Raw genomic sequence first — 16220 nt, forward strand, 5'->3', positions numbered from 1 at the left:
TGGTACGGGAAGCAGGGCCCCGTCACGGTGACGGGGCCCTGCCCATAGGTCACTTGGTGTTGATGACCTTGTCGATCGCGGCGTCCGCGTCCTTGGCGGCGGCGTCGACCGACTTCTTGCCGTTGGCGATCTCGATCAGCATCGTCTTGAGGATCTGGGCCTTCTCGACCTGACCCCAGCCGGGGGCGGTCGGCACGAACCAGCTGGACTCGGCGGCGGTGGCCGGGACCGTGGTGGCCGGGTCGGCCTTCAGCGGGGCGAGGTCCTTCTTGTTGTTCGGCAGGTTGCCCTTGGCGGCGAGGCCCTTCTGGCCCTCGGCGCCGGTGAAGGCGGCGATCCACTCGGCCGCGACGCCCTGCGCCTTGGACTTGACCGGGATGGCGAGGTCCGAGCCGCCGAGGAAGACCGGGAGGGCCTTGCCGGACGGGCCGGGCATCACGAAGTTCTCGACCTTGTCGGCCAGACCGCCGACCTTGTCGTTCTCCGGGGTGGCGGAGGTGGCGCCCTCCCAGCCGGCGGCGAACATCGTCGCGGCGTTGCCCTGGCCGAAGACGACGGGACGGTCGGACTCGTCCTTGGTCTTGTCGCCGTGCATGTACTTGTCGAGGATGCCCTTGTACTCGTTGAGGCCCTTGAGGGACTCGGGCGAGGACAGGTTCGCCTTCCAGGTCTCGCCGTCCTGCTTGGCGATGGAGCCGCCGGCGCCGTAGACGAAGGCCATCGCGCCGTACCAGTCCGGTGCCGGCTGGTACCAGGCGCTGAACTTGGCGCCCTTCTTCTTCTGGATGGCGTCGAGCGCGGAGGTCAGCTCGGCCCAGGTCTTCGGGGTGGCCTTCACGCCGACCTCGGCGGCGATGTCCTTGCGCCAGGTGCCCACGCGGCCACCGGCGTAGTAGGGGACGCCGTAGGTCTTGCCGTTGTAGGTGACCGACTCCTTGAGGGCGTCGAGCCACTGGTCCGAGTTCTCGAACTTCGAGGCGTCGACCTCGGCGAAGGCGCCCTTGGCCATGTAGCTGATCATCTCGGAGTTGCCCATCTCGACAACGTCCGGGGCCTTGTCCGTGGCGAGCACCGCGTCGAGCTTGGTGTTCTTGTCCGGCCAGCCGTAGTACTCGTGCTTGATCTTGATGCCCGGGTGCTTCTTGGTCACCGCGTCGTCGGCGGCCTTGACCAGCTCCGGCCAGTTGTTCTGGGCGTCGACCGTCAGCCAGACGGTCAGCTCCTTGGCGTCGCCGCCGGCGTTGTCCCCGCTCTTGTCAGTACCGCCACACGCCGCGATGCTGACCATGATGCCCGCGACGCCGATCGCCGCGATGAGCTTGCGCTTCACGCCACCCTCCTCAGGGATGCCTGCAACCCCCCCACCGCGCGAAGACATACGTCGAGTAGTGCTCGTGGGGCTGGGACCTGGTCTTTAATGGTTTAGACCAGTACCCGGAGCTTGGCCTAGACCTTTAGGGGTGTCAAGGGTGTATAAGAAGGGCAGTCGGGTCCGTTATCGGACCGACACCTGAGGGAGGGCGACGACCCGTGACCGGTCCGTGCCACCATGTGAGCCGCGACAGACGGAGGAGCCGGTGACGGCAGCAGCACAGGAGTCGGGAAGGCAGGCCATGGCCACGGACGCGGGCGGCACGGAGAAAGAGGGCGGGGTCGGCACCCGCACCGCCCGCGTGCCCAAGTACTACCGACTGAAGCGGCATTTGCTCGACATGACGGAGACGCTGCCGCCCGGCACGCCCGTCCCGCCGGAGCGCACCCTCGCCGCCGAGTTCGACACCTCGCGCACCACCGTGCGCCAGGCCCTGCAGGAGCTGGTCGTCGAGGGCCGCCTGGAAAGGATCCAGGGCAAGGGCACGTTCGTCGCCAAGCCCAAGGTCTCGCAGGCGCTCCAGCTCACCTCGTACACCGAGGACATGCGGGCGCAGGGGCTCGAGCCCACCTCGCAGCTGCTCGACATCGGGTACGTGACGGCCGACGACACCCTCGCCGGACTGCTCGACATCTCGCCCGGCGGACGCGTGCTGCGGATCGAGCGGCTGCGGCTCGCGAGCGGTGAGCCGATGGCCATCGAGACCACGCACCTCTCGGCCAAGCGCTTCCCGGCGCTGCGCCGTTCCCTGGTGAAGTACACCTCGCTCTACACCGCGCTGGCCGAGGTGTACGACGTGCACCTCGCCGAGGCCGAGGAGACCATCGAGACCTCGCTGGCGACCCCGCGCGAGGCCGGCCTGCTCGGCACGGACGTGGGCCTGCCGATGCTGATGCTCTCCCGCCACTCGCTGGACGCCCAGGGCGAGCCGGTCGAGTGGGTGCGCTCGGTCTACCGAGGCGACCGGTACAAGTTCGTGGCCCGGCTCCAGCGCCCCAACGGCTGAGCGGAACGCGCCACTTCGGCGTGAACCGATGCCCCGGCACATCCGTGAGGAGTGTCGGGGCATCGTCGTGTCCGCCGGGCCGCACAGATCGACACCCGTCCGCTATTCGGACGGGGGTTCCATGGAGCGAAACAGTCCCCTAGATTTCACGCGCATTACGCATGATCCATGCGATCCATGGTGTTCAGCGAGGGGACGGAGTCGCCGTATGTCCGAAGTGACACAAGGGAAACAACCGGTCGTCACACCCATCCGCGTGGTGGTCGCGCTCTGTCTGATCGCGCCGTTCGTGGCGATGCTCTGGGTGAGCTCGTACGCGAAGGTCGAGCCGACCTTCGCCGGCATCCCGTTCTTCTACTGGTACCAGATGGCCTGGGTGCTGATCTCGACCGCGCTCACCATGGTCGCCTACAAGCTGTGGCAGCGTGACCAGCGCGCCCGTAAGGAAGGTGCGTCGCAGTGAAGGACGGCGTGAACGGCGTCGCACTCGCCGTCTTCATCTTCTTCTTCCTGGCCGTCACGGTCATGGGATTCCTGGCCTCGCGCTGGCGCAGAGCCGAGAACGAGAACAGCCTCGACGAATGGGGCCTCGGCGGCCGCTCGTTCGGCACCTGGGTGACCTGGTTCCTCCTCGGCGGCGACCTCTACACCGCGTACACCTTCGTCGCCGTCCCCGCGGCGATCTACGCGGCGGGCGCGGCCGGCTTCTTCGCCGTGCCGTACACGATCCTGGTCTACCCGCTGATCTTCACCTTCCTGCCGCGCCTCTGGTCGGTGTCGCACAAGCACGGGTACGTGACGACCTCGGACTTCGTCCGCGGCCGCTTCGGCTCCAAGGGCCTCTCGCTCGCGGTCGCCGTCACCGGCATCCTCGCGACCATGCCGTACATCGCGCTCCAGCTCGTCGGCATCCAGGCCGTCCTGGACGTGATGGGCGTGGGCGGCGGCGAGACCACGCACTGGTTCGTCAAGGACCTGCCGCTGCTCATCGCCTTCGGCGTCCTCGCGGCGTACACGTACTCCTCGGGTCTGCGCGCCCCGGCGCTCATCGCCTTCGTCAAGGACACCCTGATCTACATCGTCATCGCGGTGGCGATCATCTACATCCCGATCAAGCTCGGCGGCTTCGACGAGATCTTCGCCAAGGCCGGCGAGGCGTACGCGACGATCAACCCGGCGACCGACAAGCCGCGCGGTGCGCTGGTGCCCGGCGAGATGGGCCAGTGGGGCTACGCGACGCTGGCGCTCGGCTCGGCGCTCGCGCTCTTCATGTACCCGCACTCGATCACGGCGACGCTCTCCTCGCGCAGCCGTGACGTGATCCGCCGCAACACCACGATCCTGCCGCTCTACTCGCTGATGCTGGGCCTGCTGGCCCTGCTCGGCTTCATGGCGATCGCCGCCGGGGTCAAGGTCTCCAACGGCCAGCTCGCGATCCCGCAGCTCTTCGAGAACATGTTCCCGGACTGGTTCGCGGGCGTCGCCTTCGCCGCCATCGGCATCGGCGCGCTGGTGCCGGCCGCGATCATGTCGATCGCCGCCGCCAACCTCTTCACCCGCAACATCTACAAGGACTTCCTGAAGCCGGACGCCACGCCCGAGCAGGAGACCAAGGTCTCCAAGCTGGTGTCGCTGCTCGTCAAGGTCGGCGCGCTCGCCTTCGTCCTCACCATGGACAAGACGGTCGCGATCAACTTCCAGCTGCTCGGCGGCATCTGGATCCTGCAGACCCTCCCCGCGCTGGTCGGCGGTCTGTTCACCCGCTGGTTCCACCGCTGGGCACTGCTCGCCGGCTGGGCCGTCGGCATGGTCTACGGCACGGCGGCGGCGTACGGCGTGGCGAGCCCGACCCAGAAGCACTTCGGCGGCTCGTCCGCCGAGATTCCGGGCATCGGCGAGATCGGCTACATCGGTCTCACCGCCTTCGTGATCAACGTGATCGTCACCGTCGTCCTGACCTTCGTCCTGAAGGCCGTGAAGGCGCCCGAGGGCGTCGACGAGACCTCTCCGTCGGACTACACGGCGGACGCGGGCGACGCGGGCGTGAAGCCGCTGCCCAAGGTCGGCGCCGGTCACTGACCGTTCCGGTACGGCGAAGGGCCCGGGGTCTCCGCGAGGAAATCCCCGGGCCCTTCGCCGTACCCCCGAGGCAGACTGCCCTCCATGGACTTCACCATCAGGGCGGTACGGCCCGAGGAGCACGAGGCCCTCGGCGACATCACCGCGCGCGCCTACCTCGACGACGGACACCTCGACTTCGGCGAGGAGGACGACTACCTCCACCTGCTGCGGGACGTGCCCCGGCGGGTCGCGGAGGCGGAGGTGCTGGTGGCGGTGGACCGCTCGGGCACCGTGCTCGGCGGGGTGACCTTCGCCCGGGGCGGCGAGGAGTGGGCCGACATCGCGGGTGAGGGCGAGGCCGAGTTCCGGATGCTCGCCGTGGCGAAGGAGGCGCGGGGCCGGGGCGTCGGCGAGGCGCTCGTACGGGCGTGTGTGGAGCGGGCGCGGGAGACCGGGGGATGCCGTCGCGTGGTGCTCTCGACGCAGCCCCGGATGGCCTCGGCGCACCGGATATACGAGCGGATGGGCTTCGTCCGCACGCCCGGCCGGGACTGGACACCCGTGCCCGACATGGACCCCCTGCTCACCTATGCCCTGGAGCTCTGACTCCCCAACGACACAACATGTGGGGGGTGCTTCGAGGAGCGCCCCCCACATGTATGCTCATGCTCGCTGTCCTCACAGGGGAATCCGGTGGAAATCCGGAACTGTCCCGCAACGGTGTGGTTTCTGCATGCTTGCGCACGCGGACCGAGTCCGAAGACCTGCGGACGGCGCGCCCGGTCCTTCCGTTCCGGGTGCCACAGACGTCCGGGCCTCGCGGAGTGGGCCGTGGCGCGGCCCTCCCCTGTCCACGGGTGCGGCCGCCGCCCGCCTCCCTCCGCCGGCCCCGAGCCGAGCGAGGGAGAGCCCCACGTGACCATCGCGCCCGCCGATCCGGCCGCAGCGATCGAGAGCGACGGCAACGAGAGCGACGGACCCGGGACCGTGCTTCTGCGGACCCTGACCGACCTCACCGCCGACCTCACCGACACCGACCCCGGCAAGGTCGCCGCCGCCGCGCTGCGCGGCCGCAACGCCGGTTCGGACGAGGCGGAGCTGCGCGAGCTGGCCACGGAGGCGGCGGCGGGTCTGATCGCCGAGGACCCGGCGTACTCGCGGCTCGCCGCCCGGCTGCTCACGATCACGATCGCCGACGAGGCGGCCTCGCAGGGCTCGGTCACCTTCTCGGCGTCCGTCACCGTCGGTCACCGCGAGGGCCTGATCGCCGACCGTACGGCCGAGTTCGTCCGGCGGCACTCCGAGCGGCTCGACGCGCTCATCGACGCGGACGCGGACGACCGCTTCGGCTACTTCGGTCTGCGGACCCTCTACTCGCGCTATCTGCTCCGTCACCCGATCACCCGCCAGGTGATCGAGACCCCGCAGCACTTCATGCTGCGCGTCGCCTGCGGCCTCGCCGAGGACGACTCCACCCGCGCGCTCGACGAGGTCGCCGCGCTGTACGGGCTGATGAGCCGGCTCGACTACCTGCCCTCCTCCCCCACGCTCTTCAACTCCGGCACCCGCCACCCGCAGATGTCGTCCTGCTACCTCCTCGACTCCCCGCTGGACGAGCTGGACTCCATCTACGACCGGTACCACCAGGTCGCGCGGCTCTCGAAGCACGCGGGCGGCATCGGCCTGTCGTACTCCCGCATCCGCGCCCGCGGTTCGCTGATCCGCGGCACCAACGGGCACTCCAACGGCATCGTGCCGTTCCTGAAGACGCTGGACGCCTCGGTGGCGGCCGTGAACCAGGGCGGACGGCGCAAGGGCGCGGCCGCGGTCTACCTGGAGACCTGGCACGCGGACATCGAGGAGTTCCTGGAGCTCCGTGACAACACCGGTGAGGACGCCCGGCGTACGCACAACCTGAACCTGGCGCACTGGATCCCGGACGAGTTCATGCGCCGGGTCAACGCGGACGCCGACTGGTCGCTCTTCTCCCCGGCGGACGTGCCCGAGCTGGTGGACCTGTGGGGCGAGGAGTTCGACGCGGCGTACCGCGCCGCCGAGGCGAAGGGCCTGGCCCGCAAGACCATGCCGGCCCGTGACCTGTACGGCCGGATGATGCGGACCCTGGCCCAGACCGGCAACGGCTGGATGACGTTCAAGGACGCCTCGAACCGTACGGCCAACCAGACCGCCGAGCCGGGCCACACCGTCCACTCCTCCAATCTCTGCACGGAGATCCTGGAGGTCACGGACGACGGCGAGACGGCCGTCTGCAACCTGGGCTCGGTCAACCTCGGTGCGTTCGTGGTCGGTTCGGACATCGACTGGGAGCGGCTCGACGCGACCGTCCGTACGGCCGTCACCTTCCTCGACCGGGTCGTCGACATCAACTTCTACCCGACCGAGCAGGCGGGCCGCTCCAACGCCCGCTGGCGCCCGGTCGGCCTGGGCGCGATGGGCCTCCAGGACGTCTTCTTCCAGCTCAAGCTGCCCTTCGACTCCGCCGAGGCTCGCGCGCTGTCGACCCGTATCGCCGAGCGGATCATGCTCGCCGCGTACGAGGCGTCCGCCGACCTCGCCGAGCGGAACGGGCCGCTGCCGGCCTGGGACAAGACCCGCGCGGCCCGCGGTGTCCTGCACCCCGACCACTACGACGTGGAGCTCAACTGGCCCGAGCGCTGGGCGGCGCTGCGCGAGCGGATCGCCGCGGTCGGCATGCGCAACAGCCTGCTGCTCGCCATCGCGCCGACGGCGACGATCGCCTCGATCGCGGGCGTGTACGAGTGCATCGAGCCGCAGGTCTCCAACCTGTTCAAGCGCGAGACGCTCTCGGGCGAGTTCCTCCAGGTCAACTCGTACCTGGTGGAGGAGCTGAAGAGGCTCGGCGTGTGGGACGCGCAGACCCGTGAGGCGCTGCGCGAGTCCAACGGCTCGGTGGCCGGCTTCACCTGGGTCCCGGCCGAGGTGCGCGAGCTGTACCGGACGGCGTGGGAGATCCCGCAGCGCGGTCTGATCGACATGGCGGCGGCCCGTACGCCGTTCCTCGACCAGTCGCAGTCCCTGAACCTGTTCCTGGAGACGCCGACGATCGGCAAGCTGTCGTCGATGTACGCGTACGCCTGGAAGCAGGGCCTGAAGACGACGTACTACCTGCGCTCCCGCCCGGCGACCCGGATCGCCCGCGCGGCCCAGGCCTCCGCGCCCATCCCCGTCCAGGCGACCCCCGAAGAGGCCGTCGCCTGCTCCCTCGAAAACCCCGAGTCCTGCGAGGCCTGCCAGTAATGAGCTCTTCCGACAAGAACCTTCTCGACCCGGGCTTCGAGCTGACCCTGCGTCCGATGCGCTACCCGGACTTCTACGAGCGCTACCGGGACGCGATCAAGAACACGTGGACGGTGGAGGAGGTCGACCTCCACTCGGACGTCGCCGACCTCGCCAAGCTGACGCCGGGCGAGCAGCACATGATCGGCCGTCTGGTCGCGTTCTTCGCGACCGGTGACTCGATCGTCGCCAACAACCTCGTGCTGACGCTGTACAAGCACATCAACTCCCCCGAGGCGCGCCTGTACCTCTCGCGCCAGCTGTTCGAGGAGGCCGTGCACGTCCAGTTCTATCTGACGCTGCTCGACACCTACCTGCCCGACCCTGAGGACCGCGCGGCGGCCTTCGACGCGGTGGAGAACATCCCCTCGATCCGCGAGAAGGCGCAGTTCTGCTTCAGGTGGATGGACTCGGTCGAGAAGATCGACCGTCTGGAGACGCAGGCCGACCGCCGCCGTTTCCTGCTGAACCTGATCTGCTTCGCCGCCTGCATCGAGGGCCTGTTCTTCTACGGCGCCTTCGCCTACGTGTACTGGTTCCGCTCCCGCGGTCTGCTGCACGGCCTCGCGACCGGTACCAACTGGGTGTTCCGGGACGAGACGATGCACATGAACTTCGCCTTCGAGGTCGTGGACACCGTCCGCAAGGAGGAGCCGGAGCTCTTCGACGACGCGCTCCGGCAGCAGGTCACCGACATGCTGAAGGAGGCCGTCGAGGCGGAGCTGCAGTTCGGCCGCGACCTGTGCGGTGACGGGCTGCCGGGCATGAACACCGAGTCGATGCGCGAGTACCTCCAGTGCGTCGCCGACCAGCGCCTCCAGCGTCTGGGCTTCGCCCCGGTGTACGGCTCCGAGAACCCGTTCGCGTTCATGGAGCTCCAGGGCGTCCAGGAGCTGACGAACTTCTTCGAGCGCCGTCCGTCCGCCTACCAGGTGGCGGTCGAGGGCTCGGTCGACCTGGACGAGGACTTCTAGGTCCGCCGCCAGGCCCCGCAGGCACGGCGAAGGGCCCCGCTCCGGGGGGAGCGGGGCCCTTCGCCGTACACCGAGGTCAGTCGTTCGGGACCGTCTCGTACCGCGGGGTGCCCTCTTCCATCTGGCGCAGCGCGTCCTTGCGCTCGCGCTTGGAGAGCTTGTCGATGTACAGGAAGCCGTACAGGTGGTCCGTCTCGTGCTGGAGGCAGCGCGCGAAGTAGCCGGTGCCCCGGACCTTGATCGGGTTGCCCTGCGCGTCCTGACCGTGGACCTCCGCGAAGTCCGGGCGGGCCAGCGAGGCGTACGCGGTCGGGACCGAGAGGCAGCCCTCGTTGGAGTCGTCCAGAATGCGGCGCTCGGCCGGCAGCTCCTGGAGCACCGGGTTGACGACGACGCCGGTGTGGCGGACGCCCTCGTCGTCGGGGCAGTCGTAGACGAAGACCTTCTGGTCGACGCCGATCTGGTTCGCGGCCAGGCCCACGCCCTCGGCGGCCTTCTGGCTGGCGAACATGTCGTCGATCAGCGCCGCGAGCTTGTCGTCGAACTCCGTGACGTCCTTGCACTCCCGGTGGAGCACCGGGTTGCCGACGACCGTGATCGGGCGCGCCGTGCCGCGCTCGCGGTACGCGAGCTCGCGCGCCTCGCAGTCCTCCGTGTCGACGACGAAACCGTCGTTGATCTGCTCGTCAGTCTCCTGCTGCGCCATTCCGCCGCACGCCTTCCTCAGAACCCCAGTCAATGGTCCCGTACAGCCTAAGGGCAGGATCCGGGCAGTTCAGCAGACCTCTTCGAGATCCCGCCACTCACGGCTGTCGGGGCTGTCCGCCACCCAGCCGTCGAGCAGGCCGCGGACCAGACCCACGGGCGCGGCGATCCCGCACTCCCGTTCGGGGACCCAGAGCTCACCGGGCGAACGGTGGCCGAGCGGGCCGGGGTGGCCCGGTTCGCTGTGGTCGTGCGGGTCGAGGTGCTCGCCCTCGCCCTCGGCACTGGGCATCGTCGACTCGGAGCAGGCGCGGCAGAGCAGCCGGACCGAGGAGGACCAGTCCTCCGCGGCGAAACCGGCGTCTGCGGCGAGCTGCTCCAGGGCGTCCCGGTCCGCCTCGGTGGCTGCCTCCAGGAGGACCACCCAGGTGGGGACGGGCGAGGGCGCCCAGAGCTCGATCTCGTCGAAGACGGGGTACGAGGGGCCGGCGCTGGTGGTGCGCTCGCCGTTGGGCACGCCGTCGTGGAGGACGACCTCCCCCCAGCGGCGGCCGGAGGACGGCAGTGGGATGGAGAGGACCTCGATCCGGGCCGGGTCCAGCCTGCGGCCCCACACGACCTCGGCCTCGCCCTCCGGCGAGAGCCGCACGGCGGCGCTTCCCAGCTCCATCCCGGCGGGCTCACCGGTCCCGGCGGAGGCCCCGGGCACCTTGAGCCCGTAGGCCTGCCAGGCGCGGCGGGCCAGCGGCCAGTCCTGGAGCGCGGTGGCGGCGATGCCGACGTTCCACCAGTCGGGGGCGCCGGTCTCCTTGTCGAGGAGCGCGACGGCGCGCAGCCCGGCGGCCCGGGCCTGCTCCCAGTCGTGGCGGAACTTGTGCAGGAGCGCCAGGTTGAACCAGGACTCCGAGAGCCAGGGCTCCAGATCCGCCGCGCGCGTCAGGAGCGCGCCCGCGTCCTCGTACCGGCCGTCGCCGATCAGCGTGAACGCGCGGTCGGTGGCCTGCCGCCACGAGGCGGAGGGCCGATGCCGTACCTTCCCGAAGATCCTCACGATTCCCGCCTGCCGGTCGCTTCACCCTCTTGTTCGCATCCAACCATGCCCGGTTGGACGCGCGCTCATTACCCATGGGTTACCCAGGAGGGACAGGGGTGACGCCCCCGGTCACGGCGCCTCGCGCGAGGACCCGCGCAAGGGATTCGACGACCTCGGGATGGTGGTCCCTGGCGGTGGAGAGGCGGAGCCGTTCGAGGGCGGCGAGCGACCCGGCGGCCCCTGGACCGGCGCCGGTGAGGTCGTCGTAGGCGTTGACGGTACGGACGATCCGGGCGGGCAGCGGCTGGTCGCGGTACGGGTCGGCCTGGCGTTCCACGACGACGGCCACGGCCGCCGGGACGCCGGTCTGGCGGACGACCGCGCCGCCGAGGAGGGCGATCCGGCGCTGTTCCTCGGCGGGGAGGAGCGCGGTGGCGCCTTCGGGGACGGGGTCGACGAGGGAGAGCTGCCCGATGTCGTGCATGAGGGCGGCGTACTCCAGGACGGTCAGCTCGGGCCCGGTGAGACCCAGCTCACGCCCGACGGCCCCGCTGAGCGCGGCGACGCGGTGGGCGTGGCCCGGTGGGGTGCAGCCGGCGATCTCGGTGGCGCGGGCGAGCGAGGCGATGGTCTGCCGGTTGGTGGCGCGTACGGCCTCGTAGCGCCGGAAGGAGACCTGGGTGAGGAGCAGCGGCACGCAGAAGACGGGCAGGGCCCAGAGTCCGGCGGCGGCCACGCCGAGCGCCATGACGGTGCCGGTGGCGCAGACGGCGGAGCCGATGCCGATCAGGGCGCGGAGCTCCTCGTGGAGGAGGGGACCGTACGGGAAGCCGGTGCGGGCGCGGAGCATCAGGGCGGCGAGGACGGCGTCGCACAGGGCGGTGAGGCCGAGGAGCAGGGCGAGGAGGAGGGCGTAGGCGGGGCCGTTGCCGAGGCGGGCGGTGACCTCGCCGGAGTTGTAGAGCGGCTGGAAGCAGAGGGCGGCGAAGCCGACGGTGAGGATGCGGCGGGCCTGGTGGTCGAGGTCGGGTTCCTCACCGCGGGCGAGGTGCGGGACGATCCCGGCGAGCCGTCCCGCCACGACGACGGCGACGATCTGGAGGACGCCGTGGGTGGTCGCGTACCCGGCCTGTTCGCCGAGGAGGGCGTAGGCGAGGGCTCCGGCGGCGGCGAGCGGCGCGGGCTCCCTCCCCCGGAGCTCGCCGAGCGCGGTCGGTGCGCCGGCCCCGGGCGGGGCTCCCCAGCGGGCCAGCTCGCCGACGGCGATGAGGACCCCGAACGCGAGGGCGTTCCCGGGATCGCTGACCCCGTTCCAGAGCGTGAAGCCGAACCCGGCGGCGGTGAGCACGAGCGCGCCGCCGTGGACCGCCCCGAGGGTCACGCTCCGGGGGCGCCTCACGCGCGCCCGCCGGGCGGGACATGCGCATGGGGCGCGACGCGGGCTCCCGGGCGCCGCGCCGGAAGCGCCGCGCGGTCACCGAGGGTGGCGACCGCGTCGGGGGCGGGCGGCGGCCCGGCGGCGGCGCGCGGCGCGCGCACGGTGTGCGCAGCCGCGACCGGGCCGCGCGCGGGCGGAACGTTTCCGGGCATGCCGGTTTCGTCTGCGGTGACCGCCGTCTGCCAGCCGTGCCGGTCGAGCGCCCGGACCAGCGCCCCGACCATCCTGGGGTCGAAGTGCGTGCCGGCGCACCGCTCCAGCTCCGCGACCGCCGTCGCCACCGGCCGGGCCCTGCTGTAGGACCGGGTCGAGGTCATCGCGTCGAAGGCGTCGGCGACCGCGACCACCCGGGCGAACTCGGGGATCTGGCTCCCGCTGAGCCCGTACGGGTATCCGCTGCCGTCCATCCGCTCGTGGTGGTGCAGGATCGCCGCCCGGGCCTCACCGAGGAAGCCGATGCCGCGGACCATCTCGTGTCCGTACTCGGGATGCAGTTCGATGGTCCGGCGCTCCTCGGGGGTCAGCGGCCCGTCCTTCCGGAGCACCCGGGTCGGAACGCCGAGCTTGCCCACGTCGTGCAGGATCCCCGCGAAGCGGAGGATCTCCAGGCGCTCCTCCGCCATGCCCAGCTCGTGGGCGATCAGCGCCGACGCCCGGCCGACCCGCTCGCTGTGTCCGCGGGTGTACCGGTCCTTGATGTCGACGGCCTGCACGAGGGCGCGGATCGTCGCCTGGTGCGCGGCGCGTTCGCGATGGTACTGGGCGAAGACCCAGCAGGAGATGTACATCGGCAGCAGGACGAAGAGCGCGGCGACGGGGCCGTACGTGCTGCGCCAGAGCACCGCCATCATCAGACCGGCGAGGCCGTGCACGGCGTACGGGGCGAGCGCGCGGCCGAGCTGTCCCCGCCACGCCGTGCGCGGCGGGATCCTCTCGGCGGCGATCCGGATCCCGCCGTCGAGGGCCGTCAGGACCAGGCAGAAGGTGAGCGCGGAGGCCGCGGCGGGGAGCAGTGCGTAGGGGAAGTCGGGGACGTACGCCCCCTTCCCGATGGCCTCGTCGCAGGCCAGGGCCCCGGCGACGAGCGCGGCGGCCCAGACGGCGATCAGGAGCTGGGAGGTGCGCCAGACCCGGCGCACCCCCGCCGGGCGCTGCTCGACCCGGGCGACCAGCGCCCCCGGCAGCGCGGTGAGCGCGGCGGCCGCGGGCGGCAGGAGCAGCGCGGAGGCGAGCAGGACGGGGAAGAAGGAGCCGGCGCCCATGGGCGCCGTGGTGCCGCCGAGCAGCCGCCCGAGGAGCGGGCAACGGCCGGGGAGCTCGCACAGGGCGTACAGCGCGGCGAGGAGCGCGACGGCGCTCCAGGGCGTGTGCGCGCCGGGGCGCAGGGCGGGCAGTGCGCAGCCGGCGGCGCCGACGAGGGCGCAGCCGACGTACACGCGTGCCGCCCGGGGAATCGCCATCACGCCCATCACGGCTGTCACGCTAGCGAGTTGGACGGGGCGTGCGGGGCTGCGGCGGCCGATTCGCACCATCGGGTGATACAAGCTGACGTATGCGCGAGGGCCGCCGCGATCCCGTCGCGGCGGCCCTTCTCGACGTGCGGGGCTACTCCGGAGCGGTCGCCGTGACGTCCTGCTCGGGCACGGCCTGGCCCGAGCGGATCAGGTCGATGCGGCCCATCACCTTGGCCCGCAGATCGGTGGGCACGTCGTCACTGCCGCAGCAGCGCTTGACGAGCTTCTTCACCGCCTGCTCCAGGCCGTACTTCTCCAGACAGGGGGAGCACTCCTCGAAGTGCACCTCGAACTTCGTGCAGTCACTGTCGGGCATCTCATGGTCGAGGAACTCGTAGAGATGATCCAGGACCTCTGAGCAATCCGTCTCGTGCGGCTCTCCGCAGCTCATGAGCCCGAGCCTTTCAGATCGTTCGACGACTCTCCGGCGCCCGCGGGAACGAGCCCGCGGTCGCGGGCGTAGTCCTCGAGCATGCCGCGCAACTGGCGGCGGCCCCGGTGCAGTCGGGACATCACCGTACCGATGGGTGTACCCATGATGTCCGCGATCTCCTTGTACGCAAAGCCCTCGACATCCGCGAGATAGACGGCGATGCGGAATTCCTCGGGGATCGCCTGGAGCGCTTCCTTGACGTCGGAGTCCGGCAGGTGGTCGAGCGCCTGAGACTCGGCGGACCGCAGACCCGTCGACATGTGCGACTCGGCACGGGCGAGCTGCCAGTCCTCGATCTCCTCGGCGGCGCTCCGCTGGGGCTCACGCTGCTTCTTGCGGTACGAGTTGATGAAGGTGTTGGTGAGGATGCGGTACAGCCAGGCCTTCAGGTTCGTACCCTCGCGGAACTGGTGGAACGAGCCGTACGCCTTGGCGTACGTCTCCTGCACCAGGTCCTCGGCGTCCGCGGGATTACGCGTCATCCGGAGCGCGGCGGAGTACATCTGGTCGAGGTAGCCGAGGGCGTCCCGCTCGAAGCGCGCGTTGCGCTCCGCGGTCGTCTCCTCGGGGCCGTCGTCGGTCCCTGTGTCGGTCCCAGTGACCGGACCCACCTCCTCCAGCGCTGCGGCGAATCCGAATGCGGACCCACTCGATTCGGAGGATAGACGAGGAACCGCTCCGCCCGCCGCCCGAACAGGGGCGGTCTTGGGAGCGGGCAGCACTGTCCAGTCGAGGTCAGCGGCCTGCGCGCGCTCGGGGCAGATGGTCGAACCCATGCGACGGACTCCCTCTTCCTTGCTCTCACACCGACATGGGGCACAACCGTGGTCGCACGCTCGGCATTCCCGCCCTCAGGGGCGGAGTGACGTGATCCACGACGTGACCTCGCCGACGACGAGGGCGAGGGTCCCCTCCGGTGTCACGGGGGCGCGCTTGGCCACGGTGAAGCCGTGATCGCCGTACGGCACCTCGACGAGCCGGTACGGCCCTTCGGGGAATTCGGCGGGCTTCCCGAAGGAGTCGTTGCCGCCCTGGACGACGAGGGTGGGCAGGGCCGTCCCGAGCAGCTCGTCGGCGCGGGACCTCTCCGGCCTGCCCGGCGGGTGCAGCGGGAAGCTCAGCGCGAGGACGGCCGCGGCGCCGAGCTCCTTCCCGGTCCGGCAGGCGACGCGGGCACCCGCGCTGCGCCCGCCGGCGATCACCGGGAGGCCGGGCCGGCCGAGGGCGGGCCAGATCCCGCGCCAGCCGGTGTCCAGGGTCTTCGGCGCCGGGGCCACCTTCTTCCCGGCGACCCGCCACGGCTGCTCGACGAGCGCGACGGTCACTCCGCCGGCGGGCAGCGCGCCCGCCAGGGCCTGGAGGTCGCGCGCCTCGATCCCGCCGCCGGCCCCGTGGCTCAGGGCGAGCACCGCCCACGGCTTCTTCCCCGGGTACCAGGTGATCCGGGCGTCCCCGGCGTCGGTCGGAACGATCTCACTCGTGGTCACACCCCCATCCTGCCGCGCGCGGCCGTCCCGGGGTGCGCTCAGAACAGCGTGCCGACCTCCGGGCCGTCGAGTTCCTTCATGAGCTCGGGTCCGTTGTTGCGGACGTTGCTCACCGCCGTCGCGACCGGGAACGCCCGCATGAGCCCCTCGGGCGGCGCCGCGAGCAGGCCCTTGAGCTCCTCGGCGTCGGTGCGGCGCGGGTCCAGCCAGGCGTCCCAGCGGTCCGGGGTGAGCATGAGCGGCATCCGCGGGTGGATGTCGGCGAGCGAGTGGGGGCCCTCCTCGGGGGCCACGCCGAGCGGGCCGCTCTCCGCCTCCGTCGTGACGACCGAGCACGTCACCCACCAGGCCGCCGGGTGGTCGTCGGGCAGGGTGCGGTCGCGCCAGAACTCGTAGAGGCCCGCCATGGCGAAGACGGACCCGTCCGCCGGGGTGACGAAGTACGGCTGCTTCCGCGTCCGCTTCTTCTTCCCCTCGACCTCCAGCTCCCGCTCCCCGGCGCCGGTCACCCACTCGTAGTAGCCGTCCGCGGGCAGGATGCACCGGCGCGCGGCGAAGGCGCGCTTGAAGGAGGGCTTCTCGGCGATCGTCTCCGCCCTCGCGTTGATCATCCGGGCCGCGCCCTCGGGCGTCTTCGACCAGGAGGGCACGAGGCCCCATTTCAGTCTCCGCAGCTGGCGAACCGGCCGCGGCGAATCCGCGTCTTTGAGAGGACGCTCCAGTACCGCGTAGACGTCCTTGGTCGGGGCCACGTTCCAGTCCGGAGCCAGGGTCTCCTCCGGCTCCCACTTCTCGACCTCGAAGATCCCCACCAGGTCCTCGGGCCGACGACTCGCTGCATACCGTCCGCACATACGTGCCACACTGCCACGATCCCGA

At 70.8% G+C, this 16220-nt stretch carries 15 protein-coding genes and 1 riboswitch; of the genes, 6 read left to right on the forward strand and 9 right to left on the reverse strand.

Going from position 1 to position 16220, the window contains the following annotated elements:
• Positions 1–49: 49 nt before the first annotated feature.
• Entirely contained in the window at positions 50–1330 is a 1281-nt protein-coding gene (locus tag ACF1G2_RS14275) for an extracellular solute-binding protein (RefSeq protein ID WP_391798522.1), read from the reverse strand.
• 283 nt (positions 1331–1613) lie between these two features.
• Between ACF1G2_RS14275 and ACF1G2_RS14280 the strand changes: the two genes are divergently transcribed.
• The 6 genes from ACF1G2_RS14280 to ACF1G2_RS14305 all read left to right on the forward strand — a co-directional run bounded on the left by ACF1G2_RS14280 (position 1614) and on the right by ACF1G2_RS14305 (position 8731).
• Positions 1614–2378: a GntR family transcriptional regulator gene (locus tag ACF1G2_RS14280; protein WP_383178218.1), complete on the forward strand. Its 765-nt coding sequence runs from the start codon at positions 1614–1616 to the stop codon at positions 2376–2378.
• Between the two features lie 208 nt (positions 2379–2586).
• Positions 2587–2841, forward strand: coding sequence for a DUF3311 domain-containing protein (locus ACF1G2_RS14285; RefSeq protein ID WP_391798523.1), 255 nt, complete (start codon positions 2587–2589; stop codon positions 2839–2841).
• Positions 2838–4457, forward strand: a complete 1620-nt coding sequence (gene mctP / locus ACF1G2_RS14290; protein ID WP_352186985.1) for a monocarboxylate uptake permease MctP — start codon at positions 2838–2840, stop codon at positions 4455–4457. Before ACF1G2_RS14285 ends, mctP begins: the two co-directional genes overlap by 4 nt.
• An 84-nt stretch (positions 4458–4541) precedes the next feature.
• Complete coding sequence (locus ACF1G2_RS14295) at positions 4542–5045, forward strand: GNAT family N-acetyltransferase (RefSeq protein WP_391798524.1); 504 nt, start codon at positions 4542–4544, stop codon at positions 5043–5045.
• Between the two features lie 46 nt (positions 5046–5091).
• A riboswitch (cobalamin riboswitch) is annotated at positions 5092–5226 on the forward strand.
• A gap of 128 nt (positions 5227–5354) precedes the next feature.
• Positions 5355–7718 (forward strand): ribonucleoside-diphosphate reductase subunit alpha, encoded by a 2364-nt coding sequence (locus ACF1G2_RS14300; RefSeq protein ID WP_391798525.1) that lies wholly within the window; start codon positions 5355–5357, stop codon positions 7716–7718.
• Positions 7718–8731 (forward strand): ribonucleotide-diphosphate reductase subunit beta, encoded by a 1014-nt coding sequence (locus tag ACF1G2_RS14305; RefSeq protein WP_391798526.1) that lies wholly within the window; start codon positions 7718–7720, stop codon positions 8729–8731. The genes ACF1G2_RS14300 and ACF1G2_RS14305 overlap by 1 nt, the downstream gene beginning before the upstream one ends.
• Positions 8732–8807: 76 nt before the next feature.
• On the opposite strand, the gene def is transcribed toward ACF1G2_RS14305, so the two are convergent.
• The 8 genes from def to ACF1G2_RS14345 all read right to left on the reverse strand — a co-directional run bounded on the left by def (position 8808) and on the right by ACF1G2_RS14345 (position 16195).
• Positions 8808–9437, reverse strand: a complete 630-nt coding sequence (gene def / locus ACF1G2_RS14310; protein WP_391798527.1) for a peptide deformylase — start codon at positions 9435–9437, stop codon at positions 8808–8810.
• A 69-nt stretch (positions 9438–9506) separates the two neighbouring features.
• On the reverse strand, positions 9507–10487 hold the full coding sequence (locus tag ACF1G2_RS14315; RefSeq protein ID WP_260228954.1) for a hypothetical protein: 981 nt from the start codon (positions 10485–10487) through the stop codon (positions 9507–9509).
• Positions 10488–10566: 79 nt separating this feature from the next.
• Positions 10567–11868, reverse strand: coding sequence for an HD-GYP domain-containing protein (locus ACF1G2_RS14320; RefSeq protein WP_391798528.1), 1302 nt, complete (start codon positions 11866–11868; stop codon positions 10567–10569).
• Positions 11865–13370 carry an HD-GYP domain-containing protein gene (locus ACF1G2_RS14325; protein WP_391798580.1) on the reverse strand — a complete coding sequence of 502 codons (1506 nt, stop codon included), beginning with the start codon at positions 13368–13370 and terminating at the stop codon, positions 11865–11867. Before ACF1G2_RS14325 ends, ACF1G2_RS14320 begins: the two co-directional genes overlap by 4 nt.
• Positions 13371–13512: 142 nt before the next feature.
• Positions 13513–13812, reverse strand: a complete 300-nt coding sequence (gene rsrA, locus ACF1G2_RS14330) for a mycothiol system anti-sigma-R factor (RefSeq protein WP_383177653.1) — start codon at positions 13810–13812, stop codon at positions 13513–13515.
• On the reverse strand, positions 13809–14465 hold the full coding sequence (locus ACF1G2_RS14335; protein ID WP_352186978.1) for a sigma-70 family RNA polymerase sigma factor: 657 nt from the start codon (positions 14463–14465) through the stop codon (positions 13809–13811). The genes rsrA and ACF1G2_RS14335 overlap by 4 nt, the downstream gene beginning before the upstream one ends.
• A gap of 240 nt (positions 14466–14705) precedes the next feature.
• Positions 14706–15341 carry an alpha/beta family hydrolase gene (locus tag ACF1G2_RS14340; protein ID WP_391798529.1) on the reverse strand — a complete coding sequence of 212 codons (636 nt, stop codon included), beginning with the start codon at positions 15339–15341 and terminating at the stop codon, positions 14706–14708.
• Positions 15342–15379: 38 nt separating this feature from the next.
• Positions 15380–16195 (reverse strand): SOS response-associated peptidase, encoded by an 816-nt coding sequence (locus ACF1G2_RS14345; RefSeq protein WP_391798530.1) that lies wholly within the window; start codon positions 16193–16195, stop codon positions 15380–15382.
• Positions 16196–16220 lie beyond the last annotated feature (25 nt).

This window comes from Streptomyces sp. NPDC013457, assembly GCF_043089925.1.
Lineage (GTDB): Bacteria > Actinomycetota > Actinomycetes > Streptomycetales > Streptomycetaceae > Streptomyces.

Bases quoted from the DNA above. Each gene is read 5' to 3' on its own strand.
- ACF1G2_RS14280 (WP_383178218.1), top strand. From the start codon at position 1,614: ATGGCCACGGACGCGGGCGGCACGGAGAAAGAGGGCGGGGTCGGCACC.
- ACF1G2_RS14285 (WP_391798523.1), top strand. From the start codon at position 2,587: ATGTCCGAAGTGACACAAGGGAAACAACCGGTCGTCACACCCATCCGC.
- ACF1G2_RS14345 (WP_391798530.1), bottom strand. From the start codon at position 16,195: ATGTGCGGACGGTATGCAGCGAGTCGTCGGCCCGAGGACCTGGTGGGG.
- ACF1G2_RS14305 (WP_391798526.1), top strand. From the start codon at position 7,718: ATGAGCTCTTCCGACAAGAACCTTCTCGACCCGGGCTTCGAGCTGACC.
- ACF1G2_RS14295 (WP_391798524.1), top strand. From the start codon at position 4,542: ATGGACTTCACCATCAGGGCGGTACGGCCCGAGGAGCACGAGGCCCTC.
- rsrA (WP_383177653.1), bottom strand. From the start codon at position 13,812: ATGAGCTGCGGAGAGCCGCACGAGACGGATTGCTCAGAGGTCCTGGAT.
- def (WP_391798527.1), bottom strand. From the start codon at position 9,437: ATGGCGCAGCAGGAGACTGACGAGCAGATCAACGACGGTTTCGTCGTC.